The following is a 20,386-nucleotide window of genomic DNA, read 5'->3' as shown; positions in this document are numbered from 1 at the left end:
CCAATGAGAAAGAAAGAACCAGATCACCGCATTAATGAACTTATCCGTGTGCCTGAGGTACGTTTGGTAGGAGATAATGTGGAGCAGGGAGTTTTTCCTACACGCAAAGCTCTAGAATTAGCTGATGAATTGGAACTTGATTTAGTGGAGATTTCGCCAAATGCTGTTCCTCCGGTTTGTAAGATAATTGACTACAGTAAATTCATTTACGAGCAGAAGAAAAAGCAGAAAGAAATCAAAGCTAATGCAAAACAGACTGTAATCAAGGAAATCCGGTTCGGACCTAACACGAGTGAGCATGATTTTGATTTTAAACTGAAGCACGCCATGCGCTTTTTAGAGAGTGGCGAGAAAGTAAGAGCTTATGTACACTTCAAAGGACGTGCAATCGTACACAAAGAAATGGGAGAGATCCTGTTGTTACGCTTTGCGCAGGCACTGGAAGACTATGGTAAAGTAGAGTTACTACCGAAACTGGAAGGTAAGAGAATGTTCCTGACCATAGCGCCAAAAGCGGCAGCAGCACCAAAAAAATAGTATAACAAGAATCTAACAGATTGATATAAAATTTATAAGTATTATGCCAAAAGTAAAAACCAATTCCAGCGCAAAGAAACGTTTCAAGTTGACTGGAACAGGTAAAATTGCAAGAAAAAACGCTTTCAAAAGCCACATCTTGACAAAAAAGAGCACAAAACGTAAACGTAACCTGACACAAACAAGTTATGTATCTGATGGCGATATGGGCAACGTAAAACGTATGCTTGCTATCGGAAAATAAGTTTTATTCGATTTTAATTAACAATAATTTTTTAACCGGGTACAGGGTCGTAAGTACATTGAAAAACATGTCGCCTTTTACCAAACTAATTTTAAAAATATGCCACGTTCGGTTAACGCAGTAGCTTCGAGAAGAAGACGTAAAAAAATCCTTAAATTAGCCAAAGGCTATTATGGATCACGTAGCAAAGTATATACTATTGCTAAAAATACAGTAGAAAAAGGTTTACAGTACGCTTACCGCGACCGTAAAACCAAAAAACGCGAGTTTAGAGCTTTATGGATACAACGTATTAACGCTGGATCCCGTCAACACGGAATTTCGTATTCTCAATTGATCGGAAAATTGAATGCTAAAAACATTGGTTTGAACCGTAAGGTTTTAGCTGACTTAGCTTTAAATAATCCAGACGCTTTCAAAGCAGTTGTAGACGCAGTTAAATAGAGTTTTAAACCGTTATCAATTTGTTAGATATTAAAAGGGACCTGAAGGTCCCTTTTCTTGTATATAAATTTTATTTATCTTGCGTCCGTTACCAATTATTATGAATACAGAAATAAATCTGCAATTTTGCCGGCAAGGGTATGCTGTCCACGCCGGTCGGACAAATGGAATCAACGAATTAAGTATATTCAGTTTTTCCGGATATGAGGCTTAAGGGGTACGTAAAGGGGATTGTCTTTTCCTTTGTTGTCTTTATTTTAGGTAGTGTAACCAGTTGTAAGCGCGATGAAGAACCGCTCAAACTCCCTCTTGAGGAAAGTGAAAATCCTAATGAGCAGATTTTAAGCATACAGCCTTATCGTGAAGTTATTATAAATGCCGATGTAGATGGTAATTACGAAGGCCAGCTGGATCCTGAACGTGTATTTTCCTTATCGCAGGATAAAAGGGCATACTGCCATCCTGATGTTCAGTATTTTCCGGAAGGATTCAGAGGATACAGGTACTGGATGGTATTCACACCGTATTTCGGTGCTGTTTCGGGATTTTCCAAATATTCTGCATTTGAAAATCCGACAGTAGTAACATCCAATGACGGCATTAACTGGGATGCACCCGCAGGTGTCAAAAACCCTCTGATAAAATGCCCGTCTCCGGAGGAAAGTTTTAGCGGTAAACCGGATGATGAGGATGCGAGGGGCTATTGGTCAGATGTGGATTGGGAATTTTATAATAATAAATTTTATCTCTATTACAGATCAAGCTGGGTCTCGGCCAGAGCACTTCAATCCCGCGGTAGCAAAAGCGCAAATAATGCAGCAAAACTCAGTAAAGGCAGCCCTCAGCGTGCAGTCCTCAGACAGACATCTGATGACGGAACTCATTGGTCTCCACTGGAAGTGTGCTATACCAGTGACGAACCTGCTACGCCACAGAACAATTTTTTGTTGTCTCCTACAATATTGCACAGTGGTCGTGAATTTGTAAGTTATGAAGTCCTGAATAACAATATTCCGGATAAATTTCCCGGTAATAAGGCATCTTACATTCTGAGAAGAACCTCTTCAGACGGAATTGATTTTACAAATTATAAACAAGGACAATGGGTACGATTTGTGAATGAACCCTGGCTCAAATTGAGTGATCAGTATTCACCCTGGCATGTACAGGCTTGTCTGTATGATGACTATTATTTTCTGATTATCAATGTCGGTAATGTCAAAAAATCAATTGGTGATGCACTCTATCTGGCCTATTCCAGAGATGGTGTGAATTTCAGGGTGTGTAAAAAGGCAATAGAAGAGCATAATGCCTACAGATCCTGTGTTTTTCCTGTTTCAGCAGATAAAAATACCATATTTCTTGGGGCTATGGTGACCAATACACAGGGACACTTTAAATATACCGAATTGAAGATGCGTAAGGATAAAATGATAAATTGATAATCTCCTTTACCTTATCTCAGGAAAAAATTATTACTTTTGAGTAAATCAATTTTTAGCCATGTTACCAATTCCAGTAAGACATATTTTTTTGTCTTTTGTATTCATTTGTCTTTTACAAATCTGCGCTTCTGCACAAGTACCCAGTATTTATCAGGAAAATAAACCGGTATGGATTCAAAAAAATACAAAATCCCCACAGAAGATAAATCAGCGGGATATAGAATCCGGATTTGTATACGAGAGTCTCGATTATCAGGTTCATATGGAGCAGAAGATCGTATATTCAAGACAAGTTAAAGAAATCGTCAGTACAGATGGAGTGGATCAGGCCGGACAGATTTACGTTTCCTTTTCTCCTGATTATCAAAAACTTTTCTTTCATGAAATTCAGATTATAAGACAGGGTAGAGTGCTTAATAAACTGGATATCCGTAAATTTAAAGTAGTCGCCAACGAAACTGATCTCAGCAGGTTTTTATATAATGGTACCTATGCTGCGTACCTTATTCTGGACGATTTACGTGTAGGTGATAAGCTGGTGATTTCTTATTCCCTGAAAGGATTTAATCCTGCAATCGGCAACAAGTTTGCAGATGATTATTATTTTCAGGGAACGGAGCCTATAGCACTCAATCATGTCAATTATATTGCTGCAAAGGACAGACCCGTTAAGTTTAAAACATTCAACGGTCAATCCGATCCCCGCATTGAGCATCTGGATCAGGGCTTAGTAAGTTATTCTTGGGAAGAAACAAATCTGCCTGTAATCCACAGCGAGAATTATGAACCTTATTGGTATTTTGATCATAAATACATTCAGATCAGTGATTACCAGACCTGGCAGGAAGTGGCTGACTGGGCTGGAAAACTAAATCCGGTGGTGACGACCAATATGGGTGGGACGTTGAAAAACAAAATAGAAGAGTTCTGGTCCCAAAGTAAAGGAGACTCCTATAAATACCTAGCATTGGTGACACGATTTGTACAGAATGACATCAGATACATGGGAGTAGAAGTTGGAGAATATTCTCACCGTTCTAATAATCCCAATAAAGTTATCGAACAGCGCTATGGTGATTGTAAGGATAAGTCTATGCTTTTGGCTACGTTTTTAAAAGCAAAGGGAATAGATTGCGATCTTGTGTTGGTCAATAGTTACAACAGATACAAGCTTAATGATTTTCTGCCTACACCATGGGTATTTAATCATATGGTAGCAGTAGCGACCGTTAATGAAAGAGCACAGTTTATCGACCCTACATTTTCCAATCAGGGTGGAAACATTCGTGACCTGTATTTCCCTTTTTATGGAAATGCATTGGTCATCAAACCTAAAACAGAAATTAGGAATACTCCCCGGGATGTTACAGGAAAAACAAAGGTACTGGAACAGTATAAGTTGCTGGATAGTAACCGGGCGCAGTTAATCGTCAGCACAATATATACAGGGTATCAGGCCGACAATAACAGGGGTATGCTGAATTCTACATCCAGAACAGCATTGGAAAAAAATTACCTGGATTATTATACGAAACTTTATCCCGAAATCAAGCGTACAGATACGGTAAAAATAAAGGATGATCGCGAAAAAAATCAGATACAGATCATTGAGACCTATGAAATCAATAAACTTGCTAAAACAGAAGATGCAACAAATAAAAAGTATCTTACATTTTTTGCAAGTGATATGTTCAGTCAGATCCCGGCTGTAAACAGTAATCGTAAAGCACCCATTTCGCTTGACTTTCCCTATACAGCTGAATATGAAATTCAGTTTATCAGCGATAAAGCGAAAGATATACAGGATGCACCTGTTTTTATAGACAGGAATAGCTACACGTTTGGGAAATCTATAAAGGTCGTCGGAGATACCTTAAAGATGAACTTTCAGCTGGCTATACATGAACCGTCTGTAGCCATTGATAAAGTGCCGGAATTTATGGAAGACTTTAATAATACGGAAGATTTGTTTTCCTATTCCTATTATGTTAATGATAACGGTTCTATCGGGTATACAAATGGGGGAGTATCAACGATATCCTGGTTTGCGATATTTATAGCATGTATTATAGTAGCGTTTTGCGGATATATTTTTTACAAATGGAATAAGAAAGAGGATAATAACCGGTTAATTTATCAGGACTACCTGCCTTCAATAGGAGGATGGCTGGTGCTTCTGGGTCTTGGTTTAGGTGCTTCATTATTAAGAATAACTGTTGACTTCTTTACAATAGGTTTCTTCTATAGTCAGCTATGGAGTGCCTATGACATTTATGGAGTATCTCAGGGTATCGTGTTCAGGCTGTTGGTTGGATTTGAACTGATTGTCAACCTGTTTATTATATCTTTATTGATATTTAGTCTTTACCTGTATTTCAAAAAAAGAGATATTTTTCCAAAAGTAGCCATTCTAACGATTAGCGTCATGTTTTTCGGTCCGGTTCTGGATCTGCTGTTTATAGAGCTTAGCGGACTCAAAATGCCGGAGGAATCTCCTGAGTCGTATGTTGAGTTGATCAGAACAATGATCTTCGGTGCGATATGGTGCAGTTATCTGGTGAAATCTGACCGGGTAAAAGAAACTTTTATTGTAAAATATAAAAACGACGATGTCAATCCCATGAAAGTAGCAGAGGAAGAAGTACCTCAACACTACAATCCGGATGCGGACAACAATGAACATGATAAAGAACTGTAAACGGAATCGTGGTCTGCTTTTTGCTGACAAGAAATAGTTATCAAAACCAATTAACAAATGAAAAAAATAACAGCAGTACTTTGTTCAATGACCATGTTATTGGGCGCAGGTGTATATGTCAAAGCGAATGACAATGCAGATGGATTGACACATAGCATAGTTCAGAAACAGGGAAAAGAAATCAAAGTCTCCGGTAAAGGGAATACCCGTACTATTAAATGTACAGGAACTGAAACGGTAAGTGTCGAAGGAATGGATAACAAAGTTACCATTGTCGGGAAATGTGCAAAATTAGAAGTCGAAGGTAAATCAAATACTGTAAAAGCGGAGAAAGTTGGAAAGATCTCTGTAGAAGGTGCCGAAAATATGATCAATGTAGATCAGGTAGAAACTGTATCTATTGAAGGAATGAAAAATCATGTTCACTATAAGAAATCATCCAATAAATCCGGAGATGCAGAAGTAAGTACCGAAGGTATAGATAATATGGTAATGAAAATGAAATAAAATCTTTTCTGTATTACAGATCTGAAAAGGAAGATTGATTCGTGAAGGTAAACGGCAGTCTTCCTTTTTTTGTTACAACATTTTTATTTCTTTGCAGCATTCTCTTCCATCCGGAAAAGGACGATTCTTTTTATCAGATCCAGCGGTAACGGCCGGTCATGCGGAAACTGAATAGAGCCTTTACCTTGTTTATAAGGGGTCAACTCCTTTTTAAAAGCAATATTACCATTTGGTGTGGCGTAGAAACCTATGTGATGAGGATAACCTGCAAAATAGACTAATGGCTTTCCCTTATACTTGTAGGAAGGCATCTTGTACGCCATTCCTTCATCCAATTCCTCACTACAATCCTTTATTAGCTTTCGGATAGTTATAAGCCGTTCATTAATCTCTTTAGGAAAGGACGCAATATATTCTTCAACGCTTATCATAATTACGGTTTTTTCATTATTGATATCGTTCTAAAATAATGAAAAAAAATCTGTATTCAATTTTTCAAAATGTTATTTTGGTACTGGATTTCACTGACACAGAATAGTTCCTAAAAATATGCTTCACCACTTTCCATTTTATCTCAGCCTTATTGTGATCATTATCTTCCTGATCATGCTGGCAAACAAAGTAAAAGTAGCTTACCCGATTTTTCTGGTATTGGCCGGATTAGCTATCAGCTTTGTCCCCGGAGTTCCGGTGATCACCATTGATCCGGAGCTGATTTTTATTATTTTTCTTCCGCCTTTGTTATATGAGGCCGCATGGAATACCTCCTGGAAAGAATTATGGCGATGGAGAAGGATCATAGGAAGTTTTGCTTTTTTAATTGTTTTTTTAACAGCAACAGTGGTCGCTTTGGTCGCTAATTATATGATTCCGGGATTTACATTAGCATTGGGATTTTTGCTGGGAGCTATTGTTTCTCCTCCTGATGCCGTGAGTGCAGGAGCGATCCTTCGTTTTGTAAAGGTTCCCAAAAGGCTGGCTTCCATTCTGGAAGGAGAGAGTCTGCTGAATGATGCGTCCAGTTTGATAATTCTGAGATTTGCATTGATAGCAGTCGGTACAGGACAGTTTGTGATTCATGAGGCGGCATTAAGTTTTGTGTGGATGGTTTTAGGAGGTATAGGGGTGGGAGTCCTGGTCGGTTTTGTATTTTTCAAAGCACACCGTTTGTTTCCGACAGACGTAAATACTGATATTGTCCTGTCACTTGTGGCCCCTTATATTATGTATATAGCGGCCGAATCGATCGAAAGCTCCGGTGTTTTGTCTGTGGTCAGCGGAGGATTGTTCCTCGCAAACAGAAAACATCTTTTTCTAAGTAACAGCAGCCGTCTGCGTGCGGAAAATGTATGGGAATCCCTATGTTTTATCCTGAACGGGCTCGTTTTTATTCTGATTGGCCTGGATTTGCCGGAAATAACAGCAAATCTGAATGATGTCAGTATGGGTGCTGCCATAGGTTATGGAATAATGATCACGGTGGTATTAATAATTGTACGTATACTTTCTGCATATGGAGCAGTTGTATTCACGTTGATTGCTAAAAACTTTATTACAGTTGCGGATACAAGAAGTCCCGGACTTAAGGGGCCGTTTATATTGGGATGGGCAGGGATGCGTGGAGTTGTATCTTTAGCTGCTGCACTTTCTATCCCCATTTATTATAATGGTGTAGCATTTCCGCAACGAAATCTGATCTTGTTTATCACTTTTGTGGTTATTCTGCTGACATTGGTATTGCAGGGGCTTACATTACCTTATCTTATCCGCAAAATGAATCTGGTAGATCAGGATAATCATCTTCCCGAGGGCGAAGCTTATCTGCAATTATACAAGCAACTGGCAGAACAAAGTCTTGTACATCTGAAAGAAAATTATGCTGAAGAACTTCAGCAGCAACAGGTTTTGCAGCAACTTGCCCGAAAATGGGAAGACAGCCACCAACTTCTTGAAAATGAAATTATGGCTACCGAGTGCAGAGTCGTATATGTCCGTATGTTGGATAAGCAAAGAGAATGGCTGAGAGATTGGAATAAGGATTATACAATTGATGAAGAAGTGATCAGAAGGCATTTGCACCGACTGGATCTGGAGGAAGAAAAGATGAAATTCATGGCAACGGAATAATTATTTTTATAAAACAAGGACAATAACGCCGGAATTATTTGATAATTTTAGAAAATGGATATCTTTTATTCTCCGTTAGTGTATCTTTTTGTTATTCTGGTCCTGATTGCTGCGATTGTAATGCTTATTATTTATAATAAACGTCAGCAAGAGCATACCAAGGCAATCGAACAACGCTACAGAGATCTCGAGAAGAAAGTAGATGGGTTTCAATTGAAAAATCTGGAAGCAAAATTACAACCGCATTTATTCAAAAATATACTTAATTCGGTACAGTCCCATGCCTATCAGACTTATTATACATTAGATAAACTGGCTACAGTATTGGACTATGTGTTGTATGAAGCCCGGGACGAATTCGTATCTGTGCGACGTGAAATAGATTTTGCAAAAAGTCTGATCGATATTAATAAGATAAAAGTAAGTCCGCTTTTTGAAATTAAAGTGAAGACCAAAATAGCTACACAGAATCCTTATTATGAACAAAAACTGATTGTTCCGATGGTCTGTCTGGACCTGATCGAGAATGCTTTTAAGCATTCTGATCTGCAAAGTGCTGATGCTTTTATATCGTTCTATTTTGAATTGTCGGAAGATGGTATATTTGGGATTACCGTATCCAATACATCCAGTGAGTTGAAACCGTTGACTAAGCAGGCAGGTGGATTGGGGATGGAAGCTTTTGAACAACGGCTTCGGATATTGTATAAAGACTGTTTCAAACTGGAGCGGTTTATGGAAGGAAATATTTACACAGCTTACCTTAAATTAGATCTTAAACAAATTGAGCGTGCTAAAATGTATAATACTTGATGATGAATTGCCGGGACTTAAGTTTCTGAAACTGATTACCGAACAGATGGAAGAGCTGGAGGTTGTCAGGACCTATAATGATCCCGTAAAATTACTTCAGGAAGCAGATGAATTGCAATTCGATCTCTGCATCATGGATATTGAAATGCCAGTCATCAATGGTTTGCAGATCGCAAAACAACTGCCGGACAAAATGATTATTTTTGTGACAGCATATTCTGAGTATGCTGCGGATGCCTTTGACCTGAATGTGGTGGATTATGTCCGCAAGCCTTTGAGTAAAGAACGGTTGCAGGTAGCTATCGATAAAGCTGTAGCCCGAAAGCCCCGGGAAAAAGAAATCGCACCCATCAATTTTAATACAGATCAGGGTAAATATTTACTTCATCTTAATGAAATAACACATATTCTCAATTCCAAAATCGATGGACGTGATAAAGATGTATTCTTACGTAACGGCGAATCCATCTGTATTAAGAACGTTAATTTTGCAAAATTAGAAGAGCTGTTGCCTGAAAAGAATTTTTGCAGAATCAATAAAAAACAAATAATAGCGCTGGATATTGTAAGATCCTACACGCATAATACCATCAGCTCAATACCATTGACTTCAGGTGAATCTTTTACCTTTCAATTGTCTAATACCTACCGCCAGGCTTTTCTTTCCAAAATAAGAGACTAATTCATTTCATTTTTTTTTAATTTCATTACATCTTGATTCAAGATATAAAATCATTTTCTGTAAAAATTGGCATCTTGCACTGCAAAAAAGCAGAATGACTTTATAATGTTTAAGCACTAAGGGAAAATAGGATAGATGAAAAGATTTAAGAATACGTTTTTTTACGCCGGAGTAATCGGGATATGTGGTCTGCTGATGTACGGGACTTACCAAATGGGATTAGATAAACAGGAGGGCAGACATTTTGAGACCGTAGGAACAGGAAAAGGGCATTGGCCGGAGTTTCTGGATACACTCACACACAATCTTCAACATCCTCTGGCTATTTTGTTAGCCCAGATTATTACTATTATTGTTGCAGCCCGTCTTTTTGGATGGATTTTTAAAAAGATTGGTCAGCCTTATGTTATTGGTGAAATTATAGCAGGTATAGCATTAGGTCCTTCATTTTTCGGTTCATACTTTCCGGAATTCTCGGCATTACTATTTCCGGTAGCCTCGTTAGGTAATCTGCAGATGCTCAGTCAGGTCGGACTGGTCATGTTTATGTTCGTGATCGGTATGGAGCTGGATTTAAATATTTTACGGAATAAGGCGCATGATGCAGTTGTGATCAGTCATGCCAGTATTGTGATTCCATTCTCTCTGGGGATGGTTCTGGCTTACTTTATATACCTGGATTTTGCACCTGAACATGTCGAATATTTATCCTTTAGCTTATTTATGGGAATTGCAATGAGTATTACCGCATTTCCTGTTCTGGCACGTATAGTACAGGAGAGAGGGATACAAAAAACACGTTTAGGAACGGTAGTATTGACCTGTGCTGCGGCCGATGATATCACTGCATGGTGTATCCTTGCTATCGTGATTGCAATAGTAAAAGCCGGTTCATTTGTCAGTTCACTCTATGTAATTGGGTTAGCAGTAGTGTACGTCTGGATTATGATCAAGCTGGTAAGGCCATTTCTGAAAAGAATCGGAGATTTGCACGCACAGCGCGAAAGCTTAGGCACGCCCATAGTAGCAATCTTCTTTATCGTATTAATAATATCTGCCTATCTCAGTGAAATAATTGGTATACATGCATTGTTCGGTGCTTTTATGGCAGGAGCGATTATGCCGGAGAACAAGAAGTTCAGACATATATTTATTGAGAAAGTTGAAGATGTTGCCCTTGTATTATTGTTGCCACTCTTCTTTGTATATACAGGTCTTCGTACACAAATCGGTCTTTTAAATGATATTGAGCTTTGGAAAACGACAGGCTGGATTATTCTGGTTGCTGTGGCGGGTAAATTTATTGGAAGCGCATTGGCCGCAAGATTCGTTGGACAGAACTGGAAAGACAGTCTTACTATCGGTGCGCTAATGAATACAAGAGGGTTAATGGAGCTGGTGGTGTTGAATATCGGCTATGACCTTGGCGTGCTCTCTCCGGAAATATTTGCCATGTTGGTAGTAATGGCATTACTGACGACCTTTATGACCGGCCCTGCACTCGATTTTATCAACTGGGCTTTCCGTAAACAAACACAGATCGCTCCGGATTATATTTCGGACAAAACAAAATATAATATCCTCTTATCTTTTGGCAATCCGGATACCGGAATTTCATTGTTAAGACTGGCCAACAGTATGACGCGTAAAAATACGCAGCTCAATACAGTGACAGCACTGCATCTCTCAGCAGACAATATGTTGCCTCAGTATGATTGGGAAACAGAAGAGAAAGAAAGTTTTGCTCCTTTGATTACGCTTTCAGATGATCTCAAACAACCACTTACCACACATTTTAAGGTGTCTAATGATATCAATGCCGATATCGTAGATATCGTGAATGAGGGTAATTATGACTTATTACTGATCGGAGTAGGACAGTCTATTTTTGAAGGAAGTCTGCTCGGTAAAATATTAGGTTTTACTACTCGTTTTATCAATCCTGAACGTATTTTCAACCAGATGTCCGGTAAAGAGCAAATTTTCTCTTATGCTGCATTTGACGATAGGACATCTTCTATCCTTAGTGGGAGTGAAGTTTCCGTTGGTGTATTGATCGATAAAGGTCAGACTGTGTTTAATAAGATATTAGTTCCGGTATTCTCTGACGAAGATTCTTTCCTTATAGACTATGCAAAGAAATTTATTACCAATAACAATTCACAGGTCGTAATTCTGGATGTACAAGGAATCTTGCGTGATAATTCATATGTAAAGGAAGCGGTAAGAGCTATTGAACATATTGCATCCAATCATATTAGTCTGATGCATGAACGAGTGATTGATAAAACTTTTGTGGCAGAGCAGCAACTGATGCTCGTCAGTCTCAAGAGTTGGAAGAAACTGGTTGAGTCAAAAAGTGTATGGCTTACAGATGCACCTTCTACACTTATTATTAAGCATAAGCTGTGAAGCTGATCCGCAAACAAGATCGTAGAAATTATAAGAAGTCCCGCAGGACATAATATAAATTTATTTACTCTACCTGTTAAAACAAACTAAAGGGGTTGTATCATAAGTACATGATGCAGCCCTTATTTTTTTAGCTATGTGATGAATTAAAGGCACAAGCGGACGCTTGCGCCAGACAATTAATATTTGTTAACCCGGATTAATTCTCTCTTTTATAAGAAGAGATGCCCGCAGGGCAGAGAGGTTGATTGTAGAAGTTAATAGGGTTTATAAAGTTGATAAAGTTAAGAAGTGATAGAGTTAGAGGGCTGTTTGTGTCTGTGCTACTACTGCTATTCTCTCCTTTCTAAGGAGAGATACCCGAAGGGCAGAGAGGATAAGACAGACAAAAAAATCCCGGACTTATTAGGTCAGGGATTTTGATTATTTAAGAAGTATCTCTTTACTCTTTCAGAACAGTAATGTCTGCTTAGCGAATGAAAAGTAACTCTCTCAATTTCGGTAAAGGCCATTTACTGTCATCTACGATTTGCTCCAGTTTGTTAACATGGTAACGGATCTGATCAAAATATGGTTTAACCAATTCGTCATAAGCAATGGAACGCTCACGTACATCTTCCAAAGCATTTGCTTTTTTACGTTCCTGACGCATAGCTTCTGCTTCTTCAAGAATAGTGTTCGCATGTTTAGAGATGCGTTCGATCAGGTTTAACTGAGAGCTGTAAGCTTCTTTTGGAAGACCCAGATCTTTTAATCCTTTTACATTTGTGATCAAATCATTTTGGTAGGTGAATGCTGCAGGAGCAATCAGGCTACTTACGATCTCACCAATCACACGGGCTTCAATCTGAAGTTTTTTGTAAAAGTTCTCTAACAAAATCTCATGACGTGCTTCGCTTTCACGGTGGCTGTAGATACCCATTTTTTCGAATAGTGAAAGAGAGCTCTCTTTCGTGTAGATATCTAATGCTTTTGGTGTAGACTTGATATTAGACAATCCTCTTGCAGCAGCTTCTTGTTCCCATTCGTCGCTGTAACCATTGCCTTCAAAACGAATCGCTTTTGATTCTTTGATATATTTGCGGACAACATTAAGGATTGCAAGATCTTTTTTCGTGCCTTTTTTAATCTGTTTGTCTACTTCAATTTTAAATTCAGCCAGCTGATTTGCTACAATCGCATTTAATACAGTCATTGGCAATGCAGAGTTCGCTGATGAACCTACTGCACGGAATTCAAATTTATTACCTGTAAAGGCAAAAGGAGAAGTACGGTTACGGTCTGTGTTATCCAATCTCAATTCAGGGATTTTAGGAATACCGTGCCATAAGTTAGCTTCTGCTTTTACTTTTTTCGCTACACGTGCAGATTCCACTTCTTCCAGTAATTCATCCAGTTGAGAACCCAGGAAGATAGAAATAATCGCAGGAGGAGCTTCATTAGCACCCAGACGGTGGTCATTGCTCGCACTTGCAATAGATGCGCGTAATAAGTCTGCATGTTCGTGAACAGCTTTGATCGTATTAACGAAGAAGGTCAGGAACATCAGGTTGTTTTTTGGTGTTTTGCCCGGAGACAATAAGTTAACACCTGTATTTGTGATCAGAGACCAGTTGTTGTGTTTTCCTGAACCGTTAACGCCACTGTAAGGCTTCTCATGTAGTAACACTTTGAAACTGTGGCGTAAGGCTACCTGATCCATTACATTTTGCAACAATTGATTGTGGTCGATAGCTAAGTTAATCTCTTCAAACATCGGAGCACACTCAAATTGCGAAGGCGCAACCTCGTTATGTCTTGTTTTCAAAGGAATACCCAGTTTTAAAGATTCATTTTCAAGATCTACCATAAACGCAAGTACACGCTCAGGAATAGCTCCGAAATAATGGTCTTCTAACTGCTGGCCTTTTGCGGAAATATGTCCGAATAATGTACGGCCAGTAAGTTGTAAGTCAGGTCTTGCATTGTATAAAGCAAGATCAACAAGAAAATATTCCTGCTCGATACCCAGAGAAGGCGTAACTTTAGTGACCGCTTTATCAAAGTACTGAGCCACTTCTACTGCAGCTTTGTCAATAGAATTGATTGCTTTCAGCAAAGGTGCTTTATAATCTAAAGATTCACCAGTATAGGATACAAAGACAGTAGGAATACATAAGGTCTTGCCACCACCTGTTTCAAAAATAAATGCAGGTGAAGTCGGATCCCATGCAGTATAACCTCTGGCTTCAAAGGTATTACGAATACCTCCGTTAGGGAAGCTGGAAGCATCCGGCTCTTGTTGAACTAATGCGTCAGCAGTAAATTTTTCAATTGCACTACCATCACTGTCCGGCTCAAAGAAAGCATCGTGTTTTTCAGCTGTAGAACCTGTTAACGGTTGAAACCAGTGCGTGTAGTGTGAAGCTCCATTGGCAATTGCCCAGGATTTCATTGCCTGGGAGATGTGTTCTGCCAAGTCACGGTCAATCGTTGTTCCCTCTTCAATGATCTCTACCAACTGCTTGTATGAGTTCTTTGGTAGAAAATCTTTCATTTTAGAGATGGTAAAAACATTTTTACCATAAAGGGCTGTTGCTTTTTGCAATGCCAATGGTTGTGTAGAGGTCTTAGGTCTGCCACCTGCTGCTTCTACGGCCTGGAATCTTAAGTCTGACATTTAGAATTAGTGTTGAAATTTCTTTTTTTTAATTAAAAAACCATATTGATCCTCTAATAATGTTGTAAAAATATGGTGTTTTGGTAAAAATAAAAATATTTTTTTAAAATAATTTGAATTATTTGGTGATTTTCTTGTGAATTTATGGTTTTTTGAGCTGTTGTTTTTGATTTTTATTGCCTTTAAGGGCTTTGGTGTTGTATTTTGTTTGTTAAATATTGGAATTTACAGTTTTTTATTGATTTCTTGATGTTTTATTAATGGTGGATATTTGTGTAATAAAAAACTGGTTTTTGAGCATTAAAATGAAAAAACAGAAATAATAAGGTTATGTTTTATGAAAAATAAGTGCCTTTTGTGTTTGCTGTGCTTTAGTTTTCGGCAGAAAGCTATTTATTTTCATGATATTGGTCAGACAGACCAAAAGATATTCTTTTGTACTTTTGACTTGATTTTTTAATATTATATAAGGATGGACAAAATACAGGAAGTACAAGATTACATTCAGACAGAAAGAGACGTTTTACTAAAGCACCCGTTATATGAAAGGCTAAATGATCTGGAATCATTAAAACATTTTACAGAAGTGCATGTATATGCGGTGTGGGATTTTATGTCCTTATTGAAAGCTCTCCAGATGAAATTGACCTGTACACAGGTTCCCTGGTTTGCTTCCGAATATCCAAATACCCGATATCTGATTAATGAGATCGTACTTGCTGAAGAATCAGATGAATATGTAGATGGTTCGCGTCTGAGTCATTTTGAAATGTACCTCGATGCTATGCTTACTATAGGTGCGGATCCAAAAACGATGCTGGATTTTATTGACAGCCTGCGGAATGGAGTAAATATACAGGCCGTAATTGATTCAGGTAAGCTGGATACACGCATAAAGGATTTTCTGAATTTTACTTTTGATACCATAGCAAAAGGCGGAGCACATGAGATTGCATCGGCATTTACATTTGGCAGAGAAGATCTTATCCCGGGCATGTTTACGTCCATGCTTAGCAATATTCAGAACAATTCACCTGCAGTTGATCTCAGCAAGCTGATTTATTACTTTGACAGACATATATCTTTAGATGGTGATGAGCATGGACCTCTGGCTATGCAGATGATTGCAGAGCTGGCTGGAGAAGATGACACTAAATGGGAAGAAATCAAAAATACAGCTAAATCAGCTTTGCAAAAAAGAATTGCACTGTGGGATGCCATAAATGACGGACTTGCTAAATGATCAGATTAGCCATTATCAGCGATATACACGGAAATCTACCGGCATTACAGTCGGTATTAGAAGATATTAGAATTAAAGATATAGATCAGATTTACTGTCTTGGCGATCTGGTAGATTTTGCGCCGTGGGGTAATGAAGTAATCGATCAGATAAAATCCAGGGGTATTCCCTGTCTTTTGGGGAATCATGACGAGCGAATTGCTTTTGATCAGGAAATAAGACCTTTGCCTCATCACAGTGAAGAAGAAACTGCTGTAAGATATTTAGCAATCAATCACTCTAAAGCTACAATTACTACAGCGCATAAACAATTTCTTGCTCAATTTCCGTATCAATTCAGGCTGACGTACAAAATCGGAATGAAACAGTGGAACATCCAGCTGGTGCATGCCAGTACCCGAAGCAATGATGAATATGTCTATGAAGATCATGAGGAGGCAGATCTTATACAGATGCTGTCAAAGTCTGATGCAGACTTGCTGGCAATGGGACATACGCATTTATCGTATCAACGTAAGGTCTCCCTTCCTTCAGGAAAGGTTAGTACAGCTTTGAACTGTGGTTCGGTAGGTCGTTCAAAAGAGAAGGATCGTAAAGCTACTTACGCGGTCATTACGCTGACAGAAGAATCGGTGAAAGCTGATATTATAAAAGTAGATTATCCGATAGCAGAAGTAGCAGAGGCTATTGCAGAAAGTAGTATCCCGGATTTTTATGCTGATTTTCTATTAAAATCCAAATAGGAGAAATCTATAAAATCAAATTTTGGATAAAGAAACTCTTCCGCCAGAATCAGTAGATAGGGGGGAACTATTATATTAAAAACCCCGGATTCTTTAAGAATCCGGGGTTTTTTAATGTATCATCTTTTGTGGATTGAATTTACTTCTGTATTAATTTGTGTCAAATCCCCAATCTATTCCTTTGTTTATTGCAGGTACACCTTTAGAAATCCAGTTTGGAGCAGGTTTTCCTTTCAGAAAGTGATCAAAAAACTGTGCTTCGCGTATCTGTATATCCTTACGGTTCTGACGTTGGATAAGATTATGCTCTTCACCATTGTAATTAAGCATCCATACTGGTTTTTGTAATCTTCTTAATGCCGTAAACATTTCAATTCCCTGGTACCATGGCACGGCGCCATCATTGTCATTCGCCATAATCACTACAGGTGTATTGACTTTATCCAGTTGGAATAAAGGAGAGTTTTCCAGGTAAGTATCCAGTCCTTCCCAAAGTGTCTTTCCTAAACGGCTTTGCGTCTTTTCATACTGAAACTGACGGGACATACCCGTTTGCCAACGTATTCCACCGTAAGCTGATGTCATATTAACTACCGGTGCTCCGGTCCATGCTGCAGCATACATATTGGTTCGGGTAATAAGGTGAGCCACCTGATATCCTCCCCAGCTTTGCCCCTGTATTCCCATTTTTGTAGAATCTACCCATGAATTTTGTGCAAGGTAGCGCATACCGGAGTTGATATACTCTTCAGCCGATTTGCCAGGGCTGCCGATTTCATAACGAATGTCAGGAGCAAATACCAGATAACCGTTACTTACAAAATAAGAAATATTCAGGCGGGACGGAGTAGGCGCAGGAGCCTGATAGGTGTAAAGACCATCGGAAAGCTTTTCATAAAAATAAGCGATGATAGGATACTTTTTATTCGGATCAAAGTCTTCCGGTTTATACAGTATACCTTCAGCATCGAATCCGTTTGGTGTTTTCCAGTGCACCAGTTCTGCAGTACCCCAGTTATATTGTTCCTGTTGAGGATTGATATCTGTCAGCGTCGTTTCTTTTACAAAATCTGATGTCAGATACAGATCCGGACTGTGTTGGTAATCTTCTTTTGTGTAGATGATCGCCTTTTTGCTTTCCGAAGCACTGTATCTTCTGAAGGTGTAAGGCGCCATGATAATCTTTTCAGGATTTCTGTTTTTCTTATTGGAAACCTCATAAATCCCACTTTCCTTACTTACTTCATTGAAAGCCGTTACCATATAACCGGCATTATTTGGTATCAGTGTAGATTTACGATCTTCCTCACGGGAAAGGTCTAGATAACGTAATACTGTATTAGATGCGCGGCCAAATCCGTTTGTTGCAATAGATTTATCTTTTCCGTCAAAGGCAAAATTCCAGATGTCATACTTATCATTTATAAATACCGATTTTCCGTCTGCAGACCATCCGGCGATTCCATAAGAACCAGCCTGTGCAGGCATATCGTTATCTTCATCCGAAAAGTTGACAGGAAGATCCTTGTTTAGGTGTATAGTCTGTCCGCTGGCAATATTGAAGCTGTACCAGTTGCTGTTATCCAGATTGAAATACACAATATGTGTACCGTCAGGAGAAATATCAGCATGACCGGAAAAGTTTTCAATTACTTTCTTTTTTTGACCGTTTATGGTCGATATCACATACAGATCCTGTTTTATTGATGTATTCCACTGATAAGCTATTCTTCTGCCATAATCAGATGTAGCCAGAATCCATTCTGTATTTTTACTGTCACTAAGATAAGTTCTCGAAAACGTGTCATCGATCAGCGGTAAAATACGGTTGCCTTGTGCAGGATAGATGACGGCCAGATAATTTTTGGCCAGATCTCTTTTCAGGTTAACCAATTGCTGTGTTTGCAGATAATCATCCTGCCAGCTCCAGATATCAACTTTAGCATGTTCAAAGTCTACCAGAGTCGTATCACGTGTACGGGGAACAGGAGCAAGGCCGAAAAATAGCTTTTCACCGTTATCACTAAACTGTACGTTTCCGTCACCACTTACATACCAGTTCTGGGGTATATTTGTGCTGTTTTTTGCAGCAATTACAGTTGCCGAATCCTGACCGGATTTAAAATAAAACAGGTTGAAATCTTTTAACAGTGATTTGGCTTTAGATAAATCTCCCAGGTAGGCAATCTGATTGCCGGATTTATCAAACTCAAAATTCTTGAAAGCTCCTTTTCTGTTGGTAATCTTCGTTAATTTTTTAGCCGGAAGATCATACAGGTATACTCCTGGAACTTTGGAGAGCGAATCTTTATCCTCTACTTTAGTTGAAAAAATCAATTTAGTTCCCGCCTCATTTATTTTATACTGATCTACCTGAGCAAAATTGGTGGTATCGCCCGTTTGCAGGTTAAATAAATGCAATGTGGTAATTGTTTTTTCCTTTTCCTTTTCTTTTTTCTTTTGCGTTGTGTCTTGTGCAGGTTTTGATTTTACATCAGACACAAATGCCAGATGTGTGGCTATTTCCTTTGGAACCTGATAAGACTTTACATTTGGAAATTTATACTGATTTCCGGTTTTTACAGCATACACAAAAAGAGAATCTTTAGGCATTTCTTCTGCTTTCTTCTTTTTGATTTTTGCCTGGCGCGTTTCCTCAAACGTCGGCTTGATTAGTGAGACAAAATAGCCTTCATCTTTAGTGAGTTGACTGTTATAGCCTCTTGGAAGCGTAAGGATCTCCTTATTCTCATTATTCTTGAGGACAGCTAAAGTATTACCTTCCTGAGGTGTTATACTGTAAAAAATATACGATCCGGAAGGGCTGATATTCGCAGAGCTGATACTTTTCCAGTTGTCATAGACCGTATGGTCGACTGGTTTTTTCTGCGCAAATGCACTGGTAGTAAGAGCTAGTGCTGTGAAAAGACAAAATCTGACTTTCATTTCAGGTAGTGTTAAAATTTTATTATAAATGCCAATAATAGCTAATAAATGCTATATTTAGGGTAGTTTATTTGCAACAATGTAGTTAAATTATAATTATTTGATACGTTATGAAGTCTAATGCTGTAGTTATTGCGGTTATCGCAGGTCTTTCCTTTATTATTTTCGGAGCTGTACTCGGGGGAGCCTATCGTTATAAATTCAAAAGTTCCAACACCATTAATGTCACAGGCAATGCAAAGAAAGACTTTGAGTCTGATCTGGTGAAATGGACAGCAGTGTACAGTAGAAAGTCTATGGAACTTAGTGAAGCTTCTGAACAGCTCAAAAGAGACAGGGATCTTGTACGTGACTTTCTTATTAAGCAAGGAATAAAATCAAATGAGATCCGGTTTAATGCAGTCAGCATTTCCAAAGATTTCAATTACACCAATGACGGAAATGGAAATAGTTACAGTACATTTTCCGGATATAGCCTTTCTCAGAATGTAAGTATTGAATCCAGAGATCTGGATAAGGTCGATGCTGCTTCCAGAGAGATTTCAACACTGATCTCTCAGGGTCTGGAGCTTAGTTCCAATACACCTAGTTACTATTATTCCAAACTGGAAGATCTGAAACTGGAGTTAATTTCGCAGGCTTCAAGTAATGCGCATCTGCGTGCCGGGAATATTGCTAAAGAAGCCGGTTCAAGTCTGGGAGATTTAGTAAAAGCAGATCTGGGAATCTTTCAGATTACCGGACAAAATGATAATGAAGAGTATTCTTACGGAGGAGCTTTCAATACGACTTCCAGAAGCAAAACAGCAAATATCACTGTCAAGACCAGCTATTTGACAAATTAAATAACGATACATCAGCGTAAGCTGACTGATGTATTCAAACG

16 protein-coding genes are annotated in these 20,386 nt (G+C 38.6%); 13 read left to right on the top strand and 3 right to left on the bottom strand.

Annotated elements, in window-relative coordinates; all coding sequences use genetic code 11:
* The first annotated feature begins 3 nt into the window (after positions 1 to 3).
* From infC to B4B65_RS15815, 6 genes are all read left to right on the top strand, one after another.
* Positions 4 to 537 (top strand): translation initiation factor IF-3, encoded by a 534-nt coding sequence (infC, locus tag B4B65_RS15840; protein WP_002993963.1) that lies wholly within the window; start codon positions 4 to 6, stop codon positions 535 to 537.
* A gap of 43 nt (positions 538 to 580) precedes the next feature.
* Entirely contained in the window at positions 581 to 781 is a 201-nt protein-coding gene (gene rpmI, locus B4B65_RS15835) for a 50S ribosomal protein L35 (RefSeq protein ID WP_002993964.1), read from the top strand.
* 99 nt (positions 782 to 880) lie between these two features.
* Positions 881 to 1,225, top strand: a complete 345-nt coding sequence (rplT, locus tag B4B65_RS15830; protein ID WP_002993965.1) for a 50S ribosomal protein L20 — start codon at positions 881 to 883, stop codon at positions 1,223 to 1,225.
* 203 nt (positions 1,226 to 1,428) lie between these two features.
* Positions 1,429 to 2,667, top strand: a complete 1,239-nt coding sequence (locus tag B4B65_RS15825; RefSeq protein WP_293916742.1) for a hypothetical protein — start codon at positions 1,429 to 1,431, stop codon at positions 2,665 to 2,667.
* Between the two features lie 61 nt (positions 2,668 to 2,728).
* Positions 2,729 to 5,368 carry a DUF3857 domain-containing protein gene (locus B4B65_RS15820; RefSeq protein WP_293916740.1) on the top strand — a complete coding sequence of 880 codons (2,640 nt, stop codon included), beginning with the start codon at positions 2,729 to 2,731 and terminating at the stop codon, positions 5,366 to 5,368.
* A 57-nt stretch (positions 5,369 to 5,425) separates the two neighbouring features.
* The gene (locus B4B65_RS15815; protein ID WP_201679906.1) at positions 5,426 to 5,875 is read left to right on the top strand and encodes a DUF3060 domain-containing protein; all 450 of its coding nucleotides are present in this window, start codon (positions 5,426 to 5,428) and stop codon (positions 5,873 to 5,875) included.
* 83 nt (positions 5,876 to 5,958) lie between these two features.
* On the opposite strand, the gene B4B65_RS15810 is transcribed toward B4B65_RS15815, so the two are convergent.
* Positions 5,959 to 6,306, bottom strand: a complete 348-nt coding sequence (locus B4B65_RS15810; protein WP_201679905.1) for an iron chaperone — start codon at positions 6,304 to 6,306, stop codon at positions 5,959 to 5,961.
* A 118-nt stretch (positions 6,307 to 6,424) separates the two neighbouring features.
* Between B4B65_RS15810 and B4B65_RS15805 the strand changes: the two genes are divergently transcribed.
* The 4 genes from B4B65_RS15805 (at position 6,425) to B4B65_RS15790 (ending at position 11,909) form a co-directional block, all read left to right on the top strand.
* Positions 6,425 to 8,002, top strand: coding sequence for a Na+/H+ antiporter (locus B4B65_RS15805; RefSeq protein ID WP_293916739.1), 1,578 nt, complete (start codon positions 6,425 to 6,427; stop codon positions 8,000 to 8,002).
* Between the two features lie 54 nt (positions 8,003 to 8,056).
* The gene (locus B4B65_RS15800; protein WP_293916738.1) at positions 8,057 to 8,815 is read left to right on the top strand and encodes a sensor histidine kinase; all 759 of its coding nucleotides are present in this window, start codon (positions 8,057 to 8,059) and stop codon (positions 8,813 to 8,815) included.
* Positions 8,793 to 9,497, top strand: coding sequence for a LytR/AlgR family response regulator transcription factor (locus B4B65_RS15795; RefSeq protein ID WP_293916736.1), 705 nt, complete (start codon positions 8,793 to 8,795; stop codon positions 9,495 to 9,497). The genes B4B65_RS15800 and B4B65_RS15795 overlap by 23 nt, the downstream gene beginning before the upstream one ends.
* A gap of 135 nt (positions 9,498 to 9,632) precedes the next feature.
* A complete protein-coding gene (locus B4B65_RS15790) occupies positions 9,633 to 11,909 on the top strand; it encodes a cation:proton antiporter (protein WP_293916735.1) in 2,277 nt (758 codons plus the stop codon).
* Between the two features lie 469 nt (positions 11,910 to 12,378).
* Here the strand turns inward: B4B65_RS15790 and B4B65_RS15785 are convergent, their stop codons facing one another.
* The gene (locus B4B65_RS15785) at positions 12,379 to 14,568 is read right to left on the bottom strand and encodes a glutamine synthetase III (protein WP_201679900.1); all 2,190 of its coding nucleotides are present in this window, start codon (positions 14,566 to 14,568) and stop codon (positions 12,379 to 12,381) included.
* A gap of 472 nt (positions 14,569 to 15,040) precedes the next feature.
* On the opposite strand from B4B65_RS15785, the gene B4B65_RS15780 reads away from it, so the two are divergent.
* Positions 15,041 to 15,811 carry a DUF3050 domain-containing protein gene (locus B4B65_RS15780; protein ID WP_293916733.1) on the top strand — a complete coding sequence of 257 codons (771 nt, stop codon included), beginning with the start codon at positions 15,041 to 15,043 and terminating at the stop codon, positions 15,809 to 15,811.
* Positions 15,808 to 16,554: a metallophosphoesterase family protein gene (locus B4B65_RS15775; RefSeq protein WP_293916731.1), complete on the top strand. Its 747-nt coding sequence runs from the start codon at positions 15,808 to 15,810 to the stop codon at positions 16,552 to 16,554. The genes B4B65_RS15780 and B4B65_RS15775 overlap by 4 nt, the downstream gene beginning before the upstream one ends.
* 150 nt (positions 16,555 to 16,704) lie before the next feature.
* Here the strand turns inward: B4B65_RS15775 and B4B65_RS15770 are convergent, their stop codons facing one another.
* Complete coding sequence (locus tag B4B65_RS15770) at positions 16,705 to 19,500, bottom strand: S9 family peptidase (RefSeq protein WP_293916729.1); 2,796 nt, start codon at positions 19,498 to 19,500, stop codon at positions 16,705 to 16,707.
* 110 nt (positions 19,501 to 19,610) lie between these two features.
* Between B4B65_RS15770 and B4B65_RS15765 the strand changes: the two genes are divergently transcribed.
* On the top strand, positions 19,611 to 20,345 hold the full coding sequence (locus B4B65_RS15765; RefSeq protein WP_201679896.1) for an SIMPL domain-containing protein: 735 nt from the start codon (positions 19,611 to 19,613) through the stop codon (positions 20,343 to 20,345).
* Positions 20,346 to 20,386 lie beyond the last annotated feature (41 nt).

The organism is Sphingobacterium sp. UBA5789 (genome assembly GCF_002418355.1).
Classification (GTDB): Bacteria; Bacteroidota; Bacteroidia; order Sphingobacteriales; family Sphingobacteriaceae; genus Sphingobacterium.
Note: the sequence above shows the minus strand (reverse complement) of the source record. Positions and strands in the feature narration are given on the sequence as shown.

What these genes read in the sequence shown, in the direction of transcription:
- B4B65_RS15820 (WP_293916740.1), top strand. Translation starts at nt 2,729, where the DNA reads ATGTTACCAATTCCAGTAAGACATATTTTTTTGTCTTTTGTATTCATT.
- B4B65_RS15805 (WP_293916739.1), top strand. Translation starts at nt 6,425, where the DNA reads ATGCTTCACCACTTTCCATTTTATCTCAGCCTTATTGTGATCATTATC.
- B4B65_RS15780 (WP_293916733.1), top strand. Translation starts at nt 15,041, where the DNA reads ATGGACAAAATACAGGAAGTACAAGATTACATTCAGACAGAAAGAGAC.
- B4B65_RS15815 (WP_201679906.1), top strand. Translation starts at nt 5,426, where the DNA reads ATGAAAAAAATAACAGCAGTACTTTGTTCAATGACCATGTTATTGGGC.
- B4B65_RS15775 (WP_293916731.1), top strand. Translation starts at nt 15,808, where the DNA reads ATGATCAGATTAGCCATTATCAGCGATATACACGGAAATCTACCGGCA.
- infC (WP_002993963.1), top strand. Translation starts at nt 4, where the DNA reads ATGAGAAAGAAAGAACCAGATCACCGCATTAATGAACTTATCCGTGTG.
- B4B65_RS15770 (WP_293916729.1), bottom strand. Translation starts at nt 19,500, where the DNA reads ATGAAAGTCAGATTTTGTCTTTTCACAGCACTAGCTCTTACTACCAGT.
- rplT (WP_002993965.1), top strand. Translation starts at nt 881, where the DNA reads ATGCCACGTTCGGTTAACGCAGTAGCTTCGAGAAGAAGACGTAAAAAA.
- B4B65_RS15810 (WP_201679905.1), bottom strand. Translation starts at nt 6,306, where the DNA reads ATGATAAGCGTTGAAGAATATATTGCGTCCTTTCCTAAAGAGATTAAT.
- B4B65_RS15765 (WP_201679896.1), top strand. Translation starts at nt 19,611, where the DNA reads ATGAAGTCTAATGCTGTAGTTATTGCGGTTATCGCAGGTCTTTCCTTT.
- B4B65_RS15790 (WP_293916735.1), top strand. Translation starts at nt 9,633, where the DNA reads ATGAAAAGATTTAAGAATACGTTTTTTTACGCCGGAGTAATCGGGATA.
- B4B65_RS15785 (WP_201679900.1), bottom strand. Translation starts at nt 14,568, where the DNA reads ATGTCAGACTTAAGATTCCAGGCCGTAGAAGCAGCAGGTGGCAGACCT.
- rpmI (WP_002993964.1), top strand. Translation starts at nt 581, where the DNA reads ATGCCAAAAGTAAAAACCAATTCCAGCGCAAAGAAACGTTTCAAGTTG.
- B4B65_RS15800 (WP_293916738.1), top strand. Translation starts at nt 8,057, where the DNA reads ATGGATATCTTTTATTCTCCGTTAGTGTATCTTTTTGTTATTCTGGTC.
- B4B65_RS15825 (WP_293916742.1), top strand. Translation starts at nt 1,429, where the DNA reads ATGAGGCTTAAGGGGTACGTAAAGGGGATTGTCTTTTCCTTTGTTGTC.